The organism is Pseudomonas palleroniana, from assembly GCF_022836895.1.
Lineage (GTDB): Bacteria > Pseudomonadota > Gammaproteobacteria > Pseudomonadales > Pseudomonadaceae > Aquipseudomonas > Aquipseudomonas palleroniana.
In genome coordinates this window covers 2,664,249-2,678,873 of the sequence record NZ_CP092411.1, presented here as the reverse complement: position 1 = coordinate 2,678,873, position 14,625 = coordinate 2,664,249, and the positions used below count along the sequence as shown (strand labels likewise).

General features: G+C 56.0%; 18 protein-coding genes. 10 read left to right on the top strand and 8 right to left on the bottom strand.

Annotation, left to right across the window (positions count from 1 at the left end; genetic code table 11):
* Window positions 1-13 precede the first annotated feature (13 nt).
* The gene (locus MJP36_RS12270) at window positions 14-928 is read right to left on the bottom strand and encodes a DMT family transporter (RefSeq protein ID WP_161549295.1); all 915 of its coding nucleotides are present in this window, start codon (window positions 926-928) and stop codon (window positions 14-16) included.
* Between the two features lie 98 nt (window positions 929-1,026).
* On the opposite strand from MJP36_RS12270, the gene MJP36_RS12265 reads away from it, so the two are divergent.
* A complete protein-coding gene (locus MJP36_RS12265; RefSeq protein ID WP_244385438.1) occupies window positions 1,027-1,686 on the top strand; it encodes a helix-turn-helix transcriptional regulator in 660 nt (219 codons plus the stop codon).
* 81 nt (window positions 1,687-1,767) lie between these two features.
* Here MJP36_RS12265 and MJP36_RS12260 read toward each other — a convergent pair whose 3' ends face one another.
* Window positions 1,768-2,529 (bottom strand): GNAT family N-acetyltransferase, encoded by a 762-nt coding sequence (locus MJP36_RS12260; protein ID WP_161549297.1) that lies wholly within the window; start codon window positions 2,527-2,529, stop codon window positions 1,768-1,770.
* A gap of 651 nt (window positions 2,530-3,180) precedes the next feature.
* On the opposite strand from MJP36_RS12260, the gene MJP36_RS12255 reads away from it, so the two are divergent.
* Complete coding sequence (locus MJP36_RS12255; RefSeq protein ID WP_161549298.1) at window positions 3,181-4,122, top strand: nuclear transport factor 2 family protein; 942 nt, start codon at window positions 3,181-3,183, stop codon at window positions 4,120-4,122.
* A 143-nt stretch (window positions 4,123-4,265) separates the two neighbouring features.
* Here the strand turns inward: MJP36_RS12255 and MJP36_RS12250 are convergent, their stop codons facing one another.
* Complete coding sequence (locus MJP36_RS12250; protein ID WP_161549299.1) at window positions 4,266-5,627, bottom strand: sensor histidine kinase; 1,362 nt, start codon at window positions 5,625-5,627, stop codon at window positions 4,266-4,268.
* Window positions 5,628-6,012: 385 nt separating this feature from the next.
* On the opposite strand from MJP36_RS12250, the gene MJP36_RS12245 reads away from it, so the two are divergent.
* Window positions 6,013-6,264 (top strand): DUF1654 domain-containing protein, encoded by a 252-nt coding sequence (locus MJP36_RS12245; protein ID WP_198762120.1) that lies wholly within the window; start codon window positions 6,013-6,015, stop codon window positions 6,262-6,264.
* 4 nt (window positions 6,265-6,268) lie between these two features.
* Window positions 6,269-6,958, top strand: coding sequence for an endonuclease (locus MJP36_RS12240; protein WP_090369832.1), 690 nt, complete (start codon window positions 6,269-6,271; stop codon window positions 6,956-6,958).
* A gap of 31 nt (window positions 6,959-6,989) precedes the next feature.
* Here MJP36_RS12240 and MJP36_RS12235 read toward each other — a convergent pair whose 3' ends face one another.
* Window positions 6,990-7,355, bottom strand: a complete 366-nt coding sequence (locus tag MJP36_RS12235; RefSeq protein ID WP_060755765.1) for an SPOR domain-containing protein — start codon at window positions 7,353-7,355, stop codon at window positions 6,990-6,992.
* Window positions 7,356-7,617: 262 nt separating this feature from the next.
* On the opposite strand from MJP36_RS12235, the gene csrA reads away from it, so the two are divergent.
* From csrA to MJP36_RS12220, 3 genes are all read left to right on the top strand, one after another.
* Complete coding sequence (gene csrA / locus MJP36_RS12230; RefSeq protein ID WP_060755766.1) at window positions 7,618-7,812, top strand: carbon storage regulator CsrA; 195 nt, start codon at window positions 7,618-7,620, stop codon at window positions 7,810-7,812.
* 213 nt (window positions 7,813-8,025) lie between these two features.
* Window positions 8,026-8,289 carry a hypothetical protein gene (locus MJP36_RS12225; protein ID WP_244385437.1) on the top strand — a complete coding sequence of 88 codons (264 nt, stop codon included), beginning with the start codon at window positions 8,026-8,028 and terminating at the stop codon, window positions 8,287-8,289.
* Window positions 8,290-8,380: 91 nt separating this feature from the next.
* Complete coding sequence (locus MJP36_RS12220) at window positions 8,381-8,671, top strand: hypothetical protein (protein ID WP_090369826.1); 291 nt, start codon at window positions 8,381-8,383, stop codon at window positions 8,669-8,671.
* A 19-nt stretch (window positions 8,672-8,690) separates the two neighbouring features.
* On the opposite strand, the gene MJP36_RS12215 is transcribed toward MJP36_RS12220, so the two are convergent.
* Complete coding sequence (locus MJP36_RS12215) at window positions 8,691-9,311, bottom strand: HAD-IA family hydrolase (protein ID WP_218580565.1); 621 nt, start codon at window positions 9,309-9,311, stop codon at window positions 8,691-8,693.
* 336 nt (window positions 9,312-9,647) lie between these two features.
* Here MJP36_RS12215 and MJP36_RS12210 point away from each other — a divergent pair, with 336 nt between their 5' ends.
* Genes MJP36_RS12210 through MJP36_RS12200 form a run of 3 tightly spaced genes read left to right on the top strand, consistent with a single transcriptional unit; the run spans window position 9,648 to window position 12,019 of the window.
* Window positions 9,648-9,908 (top strand): DUF2790 domain-containing protein, encoded by a 261-nt coding sequence (locus MJP36_RS12210; RefSeq protein WP_104994315.1) that lies wholly within the window; start codon window positions 9,648-9,650, stop codon window positions 9,906-9,908.
* Between the two features lie 42 nt (window positions 9,909-9,950).
* Window positions 9,951-10,622, top strand: a complete 672-nt coding sequence (locus tag MJP36_RS12205; RefSeq protein WP_090369822.1) for a heavy metal response regulator transcription factor — start codon at window positions 9,951-9,953, stop codon at window positions 10,620-10,622.
* Window positions 10,619-12,019: a heavy metal sensor histidine kinase gene (locus MJP36_RS12200; protein ID WP_244385436.1), complete on the top strand. Its 1,401-nt coding sequence runs from the start codon at window positions 10,619-10,621 to the stop codon at window positions 12,017-12,019. Before MJP36_RS12205 ends, MJP36_RS12200 begins: the two co-directional genes overlap by 4 nt.
* Window positions 12,020-12,033: 14 nt before the next feature.
* On the opposite strand, the gene pcp is transcribed toward MJP36_RS12200, so the two are convergent.
* From pcp to MJP36_RS12185, 3 genes are read right to left on the bottom strand one after another with little or no spacing between them, the layout of a single operon-like run.
* Window positions 12,034-12,663, bottom strand: a complete 630-nt coding sequence (gene pcp / locus MJP36_RS12195) for a pyroglutamyl-peptidase I (RefSeq protein ID WP_244385435.1) — start codon at window positions 12,661-12,663, stop codon at window positions 12,034-12,036.
* A gap of 7 nt (window positions 12,664-12,670) precedes the next feature.
* Complete coding sequence (locus MJP36_RS12190) at window positions 12,671-13,621, bottom strand: DUF979 domain-containing protein (protein WP_244385434.1); 951 nt, start codon at window positions 13,619-13,621, stop codon at window positions 12,671-12,673.
* On the bottom strand, window positions 13,618-14,334 hold the full coding sequence (locus MJP36_RS12185; protein ID WP_244385433.1) for a DUF969 domain-containing protein: 717 nt from the start codon (window positions 14,332-14,334) through the stop codon (window positions 13,618-13,620). The genes MJP36_RS12190 and MJP36_RS12185 overlap by 4 nt, the downstream gene beginning before the upstream one ends.
* Window positions 14,335-14,625: the final 291 nt, after the last annotated feature.

Below are 14,625 nucleotides of genomic sequence, written 5' to 3'. Positions count from 1 at the left end.
ACCGTCAGTGGTCTCAGGCACGTTCAACACGTGTTCTGAATAACGATTTAGCCTCATTGACGGCCAATGCAGCAATAACCAACCCCAGCGCAATGACCTCTTTTGAGCCAAATGCCTCATCTCGGATAGCTACGCCTAGGGCCACCCCAACCAAAGGAACAATGAAGTTGGACAATGAGGTGAAGACAGAGCCACAACGCTGAGTCAACGAGGCGTACATGAGATAAGCCAATCCAGAGCCAATCGTGCCTAAGACCAGCACCGACAGTGCGCTTTCAAGGTTCCAGCTCAGCAACCATGGTTTGTCCAGTATCAATGCAGCGATGACTAACGGAACCGAGGACGTCCACAGGATGTTTCTGACTGATCGAATCGGACTGCTGTGCGGGATTCGCTCCAGTAGGTTAAGACTGAGTGCAAAACTCAATGCGCCAAGAAAAATCGCCATTTCATACATTAACTTTCCACCCGCACCGTCTGCGCTGGGGTTGACCAACACCACGATACCGGTAAAACCAAAGATCACACTCAGCGCAGAATACGCAGTAAACCCCTTACGCTTACTCATGAACACCGACAGGATCAGGGTAAGGATAGGCACACTGCCGATGATGACTGCCGTCACGCTGCTGTCCACGTGCTGTTGCCCCCAGGCAATCAGAAACAGCGGCAGTACTGCCTCAAACAAAGCGATGCATAGAAATAAACTCCAGACCGACAATGATCGCTTGGTACGTGGGGTCGATGGCTCCGAGATAAACCCCGTCAAAATGCTCAGGGTGATTGCCCCCAACAGCACCCGGGCCGCGGTGACTGTAACCGGTGGAAACGCCTGCAAAGCCTGTGCATTGAATAAAAACTGCCCACCCCAGACGATGCCGATGGCAAGCAGCGTCAGGTAATCTCTCAGCGATCTCTGAGCGTCCATACGTTTTTCCTTCAGTTATCAAGAGCGCCAGACTTGAAGCCTGTCGCGGGAGCTGCCTTAATAAGCAAGCTAACGGTTTCAATATTATCGAGCCCACAATGACTTATGCAATTAAAAACTTTGATAATTCGACGTCACGTTCATCCGAACACCTCTTGAGATACCTCAAAACGCACGGCGCCTGCAGTACGGCGAGCTTGTCAAAGGTGCTAGGAGTGACGTCCGAAGCGGTGCGTCAACAGATGGCTAAATTGGTCGAACAAGCCCTGGTCGATAGCGTGGTCTCACGCTCAGGCGTTGGCCGACCCAAACAGCTGTGGCAATTGACTGACTCCGGTCATGCTCGATTTCCCGATACGCACGCCCAGCTCACCGTGCAAATCATCGAATCGGTGACGCTGCTGTTTGGCCAGGGGGGCATAGATCAAGTCATCGAACTACGCGGCTCGCAGCAATTAGCCGAGTATCAAGCGCAACTGGAGTCGGCAAGCTCCTTGGCCGAACGCGTCCGGCGGCTGGCCGAGGCGCGTGACGCGGAGGGCTACATGGCACGGGTTGAAAACGATGGTGATGATTTCTTATTGATCGAGGATCATTGTCCTATTTGCGCTGCCGCAACCAAATGCCAAGGATTCTGCGCGTCGGAACTGTCGCAATTTCAAATGCTGATGCAGGGATGGGGGCAGGTGACACGCGAAGAGCATTTACTACGTGGCGGTCGTCGCTGCGTCTACCGTATCCGTAAAATCGTCGAGTAATGAATCAGCAGACCTTAAATGCCCCGCCCTTCAGCCTGCGAGTGCACCAGCCCGAACACCCGCATCACAGGCGGCAGGGCATTAGGGTTCAGCCAACATGCGTTTGTAGAAATTGTAGGAAAGCTGATTATGCATCCCTAGCTTTTCAGCGACACTCCACGACGCGGGGTTACTCTCATCGCAAGACCAGATCGGCTGGAGCCCAAGTCCAGAAAGATGACGCATGAGAAGACTGCAAAGCATGGTCGACAGGCCCTTACCTCGATAAGCAGGATGCGTCACGGTACCAATCTCTACAAACTGTTTTGAAGCAATCCCGTAAGCCTCGCTGGCGATGACGCCTGCAGCAGCGTCCCACAAAACCCAACCATAACCGCGCTTGAGAAAATGCTCAGTGCCGCCGAAAATACCACTCATGAAGTCAAACCAAATACAGTCTTTAAATAAAGCTTCACTGTCCAGCGGACGAACTAGATAACCCGACGTATTATTGACCTCAACGGACGTTGCAGTGGAATAAGCATATTGACGTCGAGGCGTCGGTTCCAAACCAAATCTATTGGCCTGATGCGGACTCAACGCAGGCAATACGAACTTTATTTCAGCCTTACCCCTTAATAGGTCAAGACAGGATTGTATCTGCTGCGTGCTGAATACCCCCGCCGCAAACGCATATGAGGCCGCGCTGACAACCATACAATTGCCAGGTTCAAAGGCATCATCAACAAAGACCTCACCAGGCAGCAAGCCCTCGATAACCCCATGCACAAATGGCAAATTAGGATAATCATCAGCAAATAATTTTCGCACGCACTCATCATGCAAAGATGAAATCTTTTTCACTAAACAATCCCTATATTTATTAAATGACTGCCGAGGCGTAGAACAGCGACTACAACAAAATGACACACTGTTTACCCCAGCACGCCCAGCAGTAGCGACTGGATTATCCTCGACACCCAAGGCACTGATAACTGTTGCCCGGCCGCTTCCTGAATGTCTATATAAACTGCCTGATTATAGGTGAGGGATCGATTGGAGAAGTGTGAAAAAATTATAAATAACATAACTGCACATCCACGCGGTGATAGCCTCATCGACCGGCAGTGAAATTATTTCTAGAACAGCACACCCGTCGGCCGTCATGAAATATTTTCCATCCTCCCCCTCCTCTATTTGATGCTCGCACGCCAAGCACCCAGCACGAAGCGCCCATCAGTAACCGACGGGCATGCCTGCACGCTGGGCTTAAGACAGGGCTCAAAAACCGCTCGCGTCCTCTAAGGCTTTTTGATATTATTGCAAGCAACAGCTTTTATATTTAAGGCGTCTCTTTTTCCAACATTGCAGCCGAATCAACACCGGCACGACGTTATCAAGCCATGCGGTCAAGCCCCCGCAACTGAAGACAGGCGAGTACATCGCAAAGGGCTGACGGGCATGCCGGCGACTGCCTGATCTCAGAATATTGTTCCCTTCCTCATAGGAGTTTCAATGAAATCGATCATGACTTTAGGCTTTGCGGCTCTTGTAGGCTCACTCCCTGTTGTAGCCCACGCCGAGAACGTAACCCCCTACCCGGATGTAGCCGATATTTCCCACGCCGAGCCGGAGACGGCTTCGCTTTTCAGGTCGTTTTTTTCTGTCAAGACACAGAAGAATATTGATGCAACCATGACCTATTTTTCTCCGCACCTTCTTACCTATACTGATGCCACGTTGGGATGGGACCAAAACAGCCTGGAAGCCATAAGAAAGGTTATACCTCACTCCGGTAAAGGCCTCTCCTACCCGACACGGATCCTGGGTGGTTCCATAAATGGCGCGGGCAGCGCGATTGTAGAATTCACGGACACGCCGGAGTTATTTGGCGGTGAGTTGAGAATCGTGGGCGCTGTAGATTTCAAAGATGGCAAAATCATCCGGTGGACGGACTATTGGGATAGCAGCAGTTACGACGACAAGCGCTACCATGAATTTCGCAAACCAGACGATAAATTCCCCACTGACTTCAAAGAGTCGGCAATAACGCAGAACGCCAGTAAAAAAATAACTGCAGTTGCACGCACATTACAATCTGCGCTGAACAGCGGTGATGCACGGGTAGCCGCTGAACTCTTTACTTACGATGCGGTGTTCGAAGATCTGGCGGTCCGTACACAAATACGCGGGCAAGCGGCCATTGAGCGTTATTTTGAGCGTGTTCGTTCCGCGGCGCCTTATATGACCGGGTCTAAATTGCGCCATGTGGTGGGCAGTGACCTGGGTGGCGGCTTTGAATGGCACGGTTCTGCATTAACTCCGGTGAAAACAGGGATTATGGAACTCACGCTGGACTCGGACGGCAAGATCAGCAGAGCGGTATCCATGTATGACGGGCGGCTACTTGGCAAATCCAACGCTACAGATCTTAGGTCGCTAGCAGCCGAGCCTTGAGCATATTGGCCGCAATAGCAAAACTCATAAAGATACGCGAGTTGGCGGCCAAACAATCTTGGCCATCGCCATCGCCGTAGCGCTGGCGGCGGCCGCCCCTTGCTTTATGGTGAATGGCGGCAGTCTGATTGAGAGTCACCTTGTCAACAATCGAGCGTCAGCCGGGCACCACCATATTCGCAAGTACCGACCTCCAGCTTGAATCCGTGCAAAGTGACAATAGCCGCAACTATCGAAAGCCCTAACCCCAGACCACTCTGTTGGCGATGGATGTCGGCACGATAAAAACGCCGGAATACCACCGACCGTTCCGCCGGTGGGATACCAGGGCCGGAGTCCAACACCTCGATGCGAGTGCTGCCCGCATGAGTGACCGCTCTGAGCACGACCTCACCGCCCTCGGGCGTGAATTTGATCGCGTTACTCATCAGGTTAGCCAACGCTTCAAACAACAACGCCCGGTCACCGATCAGGGGAGGTAGCGATTCCGATACCTGCAATTGCGACGTCAGGCGCCCCTGCTCGGCAAGCGGCAAGTAGAAGTCATAAAGCTCCTGCACCAACTGTCGCGGGTCGAATTCAACAAAGCCCGCACGACGCTGGTGATCTTTAAGTTCCGAAATACGTAGCAGGCCGTTAAAGCGCGCCATCAACACATCGGTTTCAGCAATCACTTGATCGATCTGCACAGCTTCGCCTGGACACTTGGCCGCTTGTTGTTGCAGACGGTAAAGCTGCGCCTGGATATGCGTCAGTGGAATACGCAGGTCATGGGCTATGTTGTCGCAAACATCCTTGATTTCGTTCATGAATCGTTCGATGCGGTCGAGCATGGTATTGGAAATGGCAGCCAGCATATCCAGCTCGTCGCGTCGATCTGACAGCGGCAGGCGATAGCTCAAATAGCCGGCGGCGATCAACTCAACGCGAGTTTGAATTGTTCGAATCCGGCGTAACGGGCAACTACGCAGCGAGTACCAAACACCCGCACCGCACAAAAGGATCAGGCACAGCCCCCAGGCCAACGCTCGCAAGATGATCCTGAGAACCCCGGATATTACCCCCTGATATTGAGCAAGGATCAGCCAATGACCATTCAAGGTCCGTATCGCAACGGCATCGCAACGGCTGTGCGGCGAGGCAGAATCGATACAACTGTTCAACTCATGAATCTGACCGTCCAAGGGCAGTCGCGCAGGGATCTGCTGGAGCGGGCCGTTCAGTGGCCTTTTCTGCTCATCGAACACCCCGTAGGTATCGGCATCACTCGCGCCGAACTTGATACCGGCGCTCAGGGCCTCAATCAATTGATCGCCCTCAAGTTGCTCGAAGAACTGCTGGCGCTGCATCAACGACTGTTTGGCAAGGTTTTCGAGGCTACTGAACACGTCGTAATAGAGCCAGCCCATGAGGATGCAGCTCCAAGTCACGAACAGAAAACTATACAGCGCTAGTAGTCGATTGCCGGAAAAGCGCCAGCCCTTAACGGGGTTCGGCAATAACATGGCTACGTACTCGAGACAGGAATGCAGGGCATTCTAAAAGCGGCCCCTTCCATGCATTACCTGAAGCTCGACAATTAATCCTCGAAATCGGACAGATCCTGAACGTCTTCGGAACATTCAGTCGCATTGACTGCTATCGCCCTCAGCGTAATCTTGAGTTACTGCACATGACCTAGCCACCTGATGACACCTCCAACAGGATCAGCACCTTTGCCAGCCCGAGTAAGGTGCCCGTTTCAGCTACCTCCAAAACCCCGCAAAAATCCTCCTGTCGCACACTGAAGCCCTCAACTGGCTGTCAGACGAACTTCTTGAATTTTAAGTAGTTGCGAAAACGCCCACAGTTAAATACTGTATGTGCGTACAGCCAACCAAGGAATTCTCTGTGGCAAAGTCTTCTTCCGCAGCACCCACACCGCCAGACGCCTACGAACGCCTGGCGCTACGCGTGCAAAAGATCATCAACTCAACCAACGCCCAGAAAGCCAAGGCAGCGTTGATCTTCCGTCTGCCGGATGAGCCTGTGGATGAGTGGGAGCGCCTGCTGGAAGAGATCGCCGAAAACGATAACGTCACCCTCGCCTATCGGGATGACGGTGGCGTGCAGATTTTCTGGGTTGTGCCGAAGGAAGATTGATTGAATGAGTGTCCGTTTTATCGCTGTGTGCTGCCTGTTTTTTGCCCTCACCGCCAACGCCCAAGCCCCTCGCACCTTCAGCGAAGCCAAGAAAATCGCCTGGAAGCTCTACGCTCCGCAATCCACCGAATTTTATTGCGGCTGCAAATACACCGGTAACCGGGTGGACCTGAAAGCCTGTGGTTACATCCCACGCAAAAATGCCAACCGCGCCGCGCGTATTGAGTGGGAACACATTGTACCGGCCTGGCAAATTGGGCATCAGCGCCAATGCTGGCAAAATGGAGGGAGAAAAAACTGCACGCGCCACGATGATGTGTTCAAGCGGGCCGAGGCGGACCTGCACAACCTGGTGCCGAGTATCGGCGAAGTGAATGGCGACCGTAACAACTTCAGCTTCGGCTGGCTGCCAGTGCAAAGCGGGCAATACGGCTCATGCCTGACCCAAGTGGACTTCAAGGCCAAGAAGGTCATGCCACGACCGTCGATTCGCGGAATGATCGCACGCACGTATTTTTATATGAGCAAACAATACGGGTTACGCCTGTCAAAACAGGATCGCCAGCTGTACGAAGCCTGGAACAAGACCTATCCGGTACAGACCTGGGAGCGCCAGCGCAATCAGACAGTTGCCTGCGTGATGGGCCGCGGCAATGAATTTGTGGGCCCGGTGAACTTGAAAGCCTGCAGTTGAACGTGGGCGGTATTCCCGCCCAGCCCGCCTACTATTGCGCGGCCTTGTGCTCGATGACTTGCGACTCGGTGTCGTTCTTCTTGGCGCGGGCCAGCTTTTCAGTCAGCAGTGCCTGCTTGGCTTCGGCCTCAGCTTTGCTGGCGAACGGCCCCAGAAACACCTCGTCCTTACCGTCCACTTTCACAATATAAAAACTGAAGCCGTGTTCCAGCAACCACGCGGTCAGGTCGGTGATCGCCTGCAGTTTGTGATCCGGCGGGCCTACCCACACATCCCATTCCTGAGCGGCAATCGCGCCGGTTTGTGGCTGGCTTTCGGTCACGGCAGGCTTGGCCTTGGGGGCATCGACAGGTTTGCCTTCACCGCAACCGGTCAATGCCAACACCGCAATTGCCATCGCTACTTTACGCACTGCCCTGCTCCTTTGAGGATAAAGAGGCAACTTTACCATTCACTGTCTATTCTGGCCGTCATAAACGTTGGCTTAAACAATGCGAATGATGTACCGCAGACCTGTATGATGCCGCCATGGGAATTAATGTCGCCTCTATGCGTCCTAAAAGAGGCAGTCACAGGGAAGCGCTTAGCAGTAAGCTACACACATCTGACACCTACCCTGTCTGGAACATGTGTCCTTAAAAGTAATCAAGGAGAAGTCCATGCTTATACTCACCCGCAAAGTCGGTGAAAGCATAAACATCGGTGATAACATTACGATCACCATCCTGGGCGTCAGCGGCCAGCAAGTTCGAATCGGCATCAACGCTCCCAAAGACGTCGCCGTGCATCGTGAGGAGATTTATCAGCGCATCCAGGCCGGCCTCACCGCGCCGGACAAAAACCAGACGCCTTGAAGCGCCCCGAGTAGCCAGCCTTTTCGTTCACAGTGACGGCTGGCGAAAACCCATTCAGCCTGCTCGCGTATGCTTACGCGTTCAGCGCGCCTCCTGCATTTCCCTCGCGGTGAGATAAAACTGTCATAAAGCCTGGAACTTGCGGCGTTATTTGTAGCCGAACCTTCTGACAATCACCCTGCCATCTGTCTGTGTGCATTCAGGAGCACGTCGATGAGGCATCGAGCAACGCCGCCGCTTATTTCCAGATCCTGGATGATCACTCTGTTGATAGGCCTGGTTTTCCTTGCTGCCGGATATGGCCTGAGGTTCGAAATTGACCGCGTCAGCGATCCCGGCACTCACTCTTCGCTGGACCTGGCGTTACTGCTCTGTGGCTACTTGCTGGTGTTTTGCATCAGGCCGATCCAAAAGACTGTTTTGCGCAAGTTGTGCCAACGCGCGGCCCATCGTGAGTATCGAAAAACCACACGCTGACGTTGCCACGCTAGCAGATTGCCGGTATTTACAGACCCACAGTAGCACCTATGCTTGGGCTGGCGCGGACAGTGAAAGGTGCTAAAAGCCGATGGACACCCTCAGCAAATCTCAAATCGAACAAGCGCTGGCGGCACGCCTGCCCAGCTACACGGTGACCTGCACGCTGCATGCTGACGGCACCCTGTCAGCCATTCTCAGCGGCCCGGAAACCGACCACTTTGCGATTACCGGAATCGTGCGCGCGCACTATCGCGGCACTGAAGCCATTGCCCGGCTCGCCAACGAGATACTCAGGGAAATGGTGCTCTCCCGCCAGGGAATGAGAAGCAGCCGGTTACAAGCGTCAACCGACCTGTGTGAAGACCACCGAGGCCGATGACCGACTCGGTGTATTCAGATCACCTTGCCAACGGCCTCAAAGACAACCAGCCGTCAGCATCACACCGGGCTTCTAATCCCTCATACCCTGCTATGCAAGCATGCGCTGTCGCCAGGGGCGTGAGGTGCGTTGAGGTGACCACCATCACATCCGCTCCCGCAGCCTCCCCCGCTCGGATCCCTACGGCAGCATCCTCGAAAACCAGACAGTCCTGTACCGGCACGCCCAAGCGCTGCGCGCCGAGCACATAACAGGCGGGGTCAGGTTTGCCGCGCGCGACATCTTCGGCCGTCACCAATACCACGGGCGCAGCAATGCCCGCCGCCTCCAACCGACGCAATGCCAAGGCCTTGGGTGCCGAGGTCACCAGCGCCCATCGATCGCTTGGCAGACTGTTCAGAAACTCGACTGCACCGGGAATTGCCACAACACCCTGGACATCGTCGATTTCAGCCTCGGTGATCCACTGCGCTTCGACCTCCGGATCAATGCCCGGCAACGCCTGGCGGGTGATGGTATCGATGGCCCTGGCACCATGGATCGTGGCGAGGAACGCCTCGACCTCCAAGCCATGCCGCGTCGCCCAGCGGCTCCACACACGTTCGGCAGCGGCAATGGAATTGAGCAGGGTCCCATCCATATCGAACAGAAAGGCACGGTAGCGTTGGGTCAGTAAGGAGGGGCCTGGAGCGGACACTGCTGGTTTTCCTTCTATTAGCGAACATTGGCTGACCCCGATGCAATCTACGGATCACGCCATTGCATCGCAACCTCGGAATAAAGCGGCAGGCCGCCCATCCCCCGGCCTGAAACGTTACGCGCCCTAAAAATCACCTCTCTGATCCTAGAAACCTTCGGGCCTCAGGCACTTCATTACAAACTTGTCATGATTCTGTTGGTTGGCTGTTCGGGGTGCCTGGTTACCGTGAACTCACTGCCGGAACCTGGCAGCAATCCCTTGGAAAGAGACACCATCATGAAACTGTTTACCCTCGGCTTTGCCACCTTGCTCGCCACCGGTTCGGCATTCGCCGCCGACACTGCCCCTGCAACAAACGTGATCCACGACAAAACCGGCTTCTTCGTTCACCTGGACATCGACAAAGTGTTATCGAGCACCGACACCTACGGGCAGTGCGGCATTGTCCCCGCTCGTCTCAACTACCTGGACCATCAGGGCCGCGAACACGTACTCGACTACCAGGTGCAAGGCATCGGTTGTGCCAGTGAGAATTGATCGGGCTACACTTGCGCCACACATCGAACCAAGGCACCTGCCATGAATATCCTCGTAGTCGAAGACGAACCCAAGGCCGGCAACTACCTGCTCAACGGACTGCGGGAGTTGGGTTACTCGGTGAGCCTCGCCCGTGATGGTGTCGATGGACTGCATCAAGCGCTGGAAGCGCCATTCGATGTGATCGTGCTGGATGTGATGATGCCGAAAATGGACGGTTGGGAAGTGCTGCGCCGCCTGCGCAAGGAAGCCGATACGCCGGTGCTGTTTCTCACCGCCCGCGATGACATTGCCGACCGTATCAAGGGACTGGAGCTGGGCGCCGATGACTATCTGATTAAGCCCTTCTCGTTCGCCGAGCTGGTGGCGCGCCTGCGCACCCTGACCCGCCGCGGCCCCAGTCGCGAAGAAGAACAGCTGCAAATCGCCGACCTGCAAATTGACGTCCTGAAACGCCGTGTCACCCGTGCCGGTACGCGCATCACGCTGACCAATAAAGAGTTTGCCCTGCTGCACCTGTTCGCGACTCATCAAGACCAGGTGTTATCACGCTCGATGATTGCCTCGCGGGTGTGGGACATGAACTTCGACAGTGACACCAACGTGGTGGACGTTGCCGTACGGCGCCTGCGCTTGAAAATCGATGATCCGTTCCAGCTCAAACTGATTCACAGCGTGCGGGGCATCGGCTACCGCTTCGATACCCAGCCATGAGCAACCGTCGCCATTATTCATTGACCCTGCGCCTGGCGCTGATCTTCGCCTTGCTCGCCTTCGCCCTGCTCGCCACATTAGGCGTGGCGCTTTACCGCGAGCTGGAACGTGAACTGATCAAGCGTGACGACGCTTCGCTGATCTATCGCGCCGACCAACTGCGCAAACTACTCAACGACAGCAACACCCTGGACCTGATCAAGACCAAGCCGGAGCTGTTCCAGAACATGCTGGGCAACAGCGAATCGGTGCTGAGCATCGCAGCACCTGGCCAGAAGCCTTTGTTGCTGGTCAACCCAGGAAACATTGAAATACCGTCCGTGCCCCCGGCGCCCAAAGACCGCGAGCTGGGCTTCGCCGACGTGCACCATCTGCCCGGTGTAAATGGCGTGCCCTTCGCCACCGTCGCTGCGTCGATCGACTCGGGAGACCTTGGCAGCCTGCAGGTCACCACCGGGCGTCTGATGACCGAACGCACCAGCATGCTCGCCAGCTATCGCTTGAACGTGTTTATCCTGGCAAGCATCGCCGCGATCATCCTCGCGGTGGTGGGTTACCTGCTCGTACACCGTGGCCTGCTGCCGTTACGTCGCCTGGCCAGGCACACTCAAGGCATCGGCGTGGGCAACCTGGCCGAACGGCTCGATAGCCACGGCACGCCGAAAGAACTGCTGCCCATGATCGACGCCTTCAACACCATGCTCGAACGGCTGGCCAAAGGCTTTGTGCAGTTGGGCCAGGTATCTACCGATATGGCGCATGAACTGCGCACACCGATCAACAACTTGCTGGGAGAAACCCAGGTGGCCCTGCAACAAGGCCGCAGTATTGAAAGCTATCAACAACTGCTGGCCTCCAATGTAGAAGAGCTTGAGCGCCTGGCACGGATGCTCGACAACATGCTGTTCCTGGCCCGCACCGACCCCGCCAGCGCGCTGCGCCAACGTCAGGAGTTGAGCGCGGCGGATGAAGTGGAACGCATCGCGGATTACTTCGAAGGGCTGGCCGGTGATGTGCACATGCCCATTGTTGCCACGGGCGAAGGGGTGATCTGGGCTGAACCGATGCTGCTGCGGCGTGCCTTGGCGAACCTGTGCGCCAACGCCATCAAGTACGGCGCGCCGGGCTCGGAACTGAGCATCCAGGCGATCCCTGATGACGCGGGCATCCATCTGAAAGTGAGCAACCACGGCCAGACCATTCCCGCCGAGCATCTGCCACGCTTGTTCGAACGGTTTTACCGGGTTGATGAATCCCGCGAACGGTCATCCCAGTCCAACGGACTGGGGCTGTCGATCGTGGCGACCATCATGCACTTGCATAACGGGCGATACCGTGTGAGCAGTGAAGATGGCGTGACGTGCTTTGAATTGTTTTTCCCTGGCCGTGAGGTCTGAGGGAAAGCCCGTCGTCAGCTTACCTGACCACCGCTCAGCACGATGTCGACGTGGGTTTGCCAGGCTGCCGAAACCGCAACACGCAGCCCCTCCACAACCGTCGATAACGCCATCGACGGCTCGCCCGATTCAGGCAGGCCCGGTACATGAATAAACCCACTGCGCACCGCAGACCCCGCCAGTGCATGCTGCAACCGATAAAACACCTGGTTGCACACAAACGTCCCCGCTGTCTGCGAAACCGAGGCCGCAATACCCGCCTCGCGCACCGAGCTGACCATGCTCTTGATCGGCAATGTCGAGAAATACGCGGCCGGGCCGCCGTCCAGCACTGGCGTATCAATCGGCTGCGCCCCCAGATTGTCGGGAATACGCGCATCGTTAACGTTGATCGCAATACGCTCGATGGAAATATCGCTACGCCCAGGGCCCAAGCCCGTGGCGATGACCATGACCGGGTGCAATTCGTGGATCCACCGGAGCAGGCTCTCGGCAGCGGTGGCGAATGCGCAGGGCAAGCAACGCGCAACTATCTGCACATCCTCGCTCAACAGCACGCCATCCAACTGGCGCACGGCCTCCCACGAGGGGTTCACCCGGTCGTTATCAAAAGGCTCGAAGCCCGTCAGCAGCACAATTTGCATAGTGGTCTCACATCAACAGGTAGAGCAGCACGATATTGACCAGAAGCATCATCAATGCAGTCGGTATCTGCGCCTTGATCACCGCATTTTTATCGGGCAACTCCAGCAACGCCGCCGGGACGATATTGAAGTTGGCCGCCATCGGCGTCATCAGCGTCCCACAATAGCCGGAAAACATGCCGATGGCGGCCATCACCGCAGGGTTAGCGCCGTAAATCCCTACCAGTACCGGCACGCCTACACCGCCAGTCATGACAGGGAACGCCGCAAACCCATTGCCCATGATCACGGTAAACAAGGCCATGCCCAGCACATAAACCATCACCGCCACCCACTTGTAATCCAGGTTGATATAGGTGGTAGTGACGTGGGCGACCGCTGTGCCTACCCCGGCCTCGTTGAACAGCAACCCGAGCATTGCCAGCATCTGCGGCAATACCATGGCCCAGCCCAGGGCTTCGGTCAGACGGCGCGATTCACGCAAGGCTTGTACCGGCGTATCACGGGTCAGCCAGCAAGCCAGGCCAAGCGCAATCAGGCAGCCGATGCCCAGGGAGACAAAGGTCGTGTTCTTCGGGTCCAACAGCGGGACGCCGCCGATTTCGGTGTGCTTGAGCAACACCGAGCCGATCACCGTGGTCAACGGTATGGCCAACGCCGGGATAAACAGCTTGTGGCCCAGGCGCCCGGCACTGGCGCGGGAAGCCTTGTCGTGCAACTCGGCGTGCTGGCCACGACCAACGCCGCCCAGACCCGCGATCAACGCCATCACCACCACACCAACGCCGATGGCCACCGAGGGCAGGCGCTCCCCTGCCAGGAACGGCACGGCAAACAACAACCAGAACAACGCGCTGGACCAGCGCTTGGGGTGGGTACGGTCGAGCAGGATCATGCCCGCGGTGATCAGCAACAGGACACCCGCCAGCCAGTAAAGGTATTGAATGGAAATGATCATTGAGCAGCCTCCACCGGGCCGCCGGCGGGGCTCATCTCGCGGGTCAGTCGTCGATCGAAGCGATGGAGCCGGATCGCATGAATGATGAAGGCACAGATCGCCGTCGGGATGCCCCATACTGCAATGTGCAACGGCTCCACATCAATTCCAGAACCCAGCAAAAAGGTGTGCATCAACGCAATCGCACCGAAGGCGACAAAGATATCCTCACCAAAAAACAACCCGACGTTGTCGGTGGCGGCGCACATGGCCAGAACCTTATGGCGCAGCTTATCCGGCAGCTTGCCAAAGCGTTTTTCCGCTGCGCCTTCGGCCATCGGCGCCAAGAGCGGCCGCACCATTTGCGGATGGCCACCCAGGCTGGTCAACCCCATGGCCGCCGTGGACTCACGCACAAACAGATACATGATCAGCAAGCGCCCGACCGTGGCACGTTCGAAGCGGGCGATCCAGTTTTGTGCATGCAGGCGCAAGCCATGGCGCTCCAACAAGCCGATCACCGCCAGCGGTAATAACAGAATCAATTGCAGGGCGCGGGTCTGAAGAAAGCCATCCCCCATGGAAGTCAGTATTTTTTCCAGCGGGAATTGGGCGGCGAGCCCGGTGGCGATGGCGGCGGCGGTGACCACCAACAACGGATTGAAGCGCAATACAAAGCCGACCACGATGACGAGTACGCCGATCAACGGCCATAAGTTCACAACTGTTTGCATGGCGGAGAGGTCCTTTAGTGCGCGCTGCGGCGCCATTACAGCAGGATGTGGGCAAAGGGCTCACAGCATGAAAGTGGCGTGCAGTCGGCTAGGTTTTTTTATTGTTGACCTGGAAGGTCGAGCGACAGTGGCGGCATCTTTGCCGCTTGGGCCGGGGGGTGTCCAACAAGAAAAATTGTTGCTGCAAACCAATAAATTTTGTGGGTGATCGAAGGCCGTTGAACACGAACTTACAACTTTATAGGCCACGGGAGATGGATATCCGTTGGGAACCCGAGATCCCACCCCGGC

Coding starts and splice junctions, on each gene's coding strand:
- MJP36_RS12270 (WP_161549295.1), bottom strand. CDS start 928: ATGGACGCTCAGAGATCGCTGAGAGATTACCTGACGCTGCTTGCCATC.
- MJP36_RS12265 (WP_244385438.1), top strand. CDS start 1,027: ATGACTTATGCAATTAAAAACTTTGATAATTCGACGTCACGTTCATCC.
- MJP36_RS12255 (WP_161549298.1), top strand. CDS start 3,181: ATGAAATCGATCATGACTTTAGGCTTTGCGGCTCTTGTAGGCTCACTC.
- MJP36_RS12250 (WP_161549299.1), bottom strand. CDS start 5,627: ATGTTATTGCCGAACCCCGTTAAGGGCTGGCGCTTTTCCGGCAATCGA.
- MJP36_RS12240 (WP_090369832.1), top strand. CDS start 6,269: ATGAGTGTCCGTTTTATCGCTGTGTGCTGCCTGTTTTTTGCCCTCACC.
- MJP36_RS12235 (WP_060755765.1), bottom strand. CDS start 7,355: ATGGCAATTGCGGTGTTGGCATTGACCGGTTGCGGTGAAGGCAAACCT.
- csrA (WP_060755766.1), top strand. CDS start 7,618: ATGCTTATACTCACCCGCAAAGTCGGTGAAAGCATAAACATCGGTGAT.
- MJP36_RS12225 (WP_244385437.1), top strand. CDS start 8,026: ATGAGGCATCGAGCAACGCCGCCGCTTATTTCCAGATCCTGGATGATC.
- MJP36_RS12220 (WP_090369826.1), top strand. CDS start 8,381: ATGGACACCCTCAGCAAATCTCAAATCGAACAAGCGCTGGCGGCACGC.
- MJP36_RS12215 (WP_218580565.1), bottom strand. CDS start 9,311: ATGGATGGGACCCTGCTCAATTCCATTGCCGCTGCCGAACGTGTGTGG.
- MJP36_RS12210 (WP_104994315.1), top strand. CDS start 9,648: ATGAAACTGTTTACCCTCGGCTTTGCCACCTTGCTCGCCACCGGTTCG.
- MJP36_RS12205 (WP_090369822.1), top strand. CDS start 9,951: ATGAATATCCTCGTAGTCGAAGACGAACCCAAGGCCGGCAACTACCTG.
- MJP36_RS12200 (WP_244385436.1), top strand. CDS start 10,619: ATGAGCAACCGTCGCCATTATTCATTGACCCTGCGCCTGGCGCTGATC.
- pcp (WP_244385435.1), bottom strand. CDS start 12,663: ATGCAAATTGTGCTGCTGACGGGCTTCGAGCCTTTTGATAACGACCGG.
- MJP36_RS12190 (WP_244385434.1), bottom strand. CDS start 13,621: ATGATCATTTCCATTCAATACCTTTACTGGCTGGCGGGTGTCCTGTTG.
- MJP36_RS12185 (WP_244385433.1), bottom strand. CDS start 14,334: ATGCAAACAGTTGTGAACTTATGGCCGTTGATCGGCGTACTCGTCATC.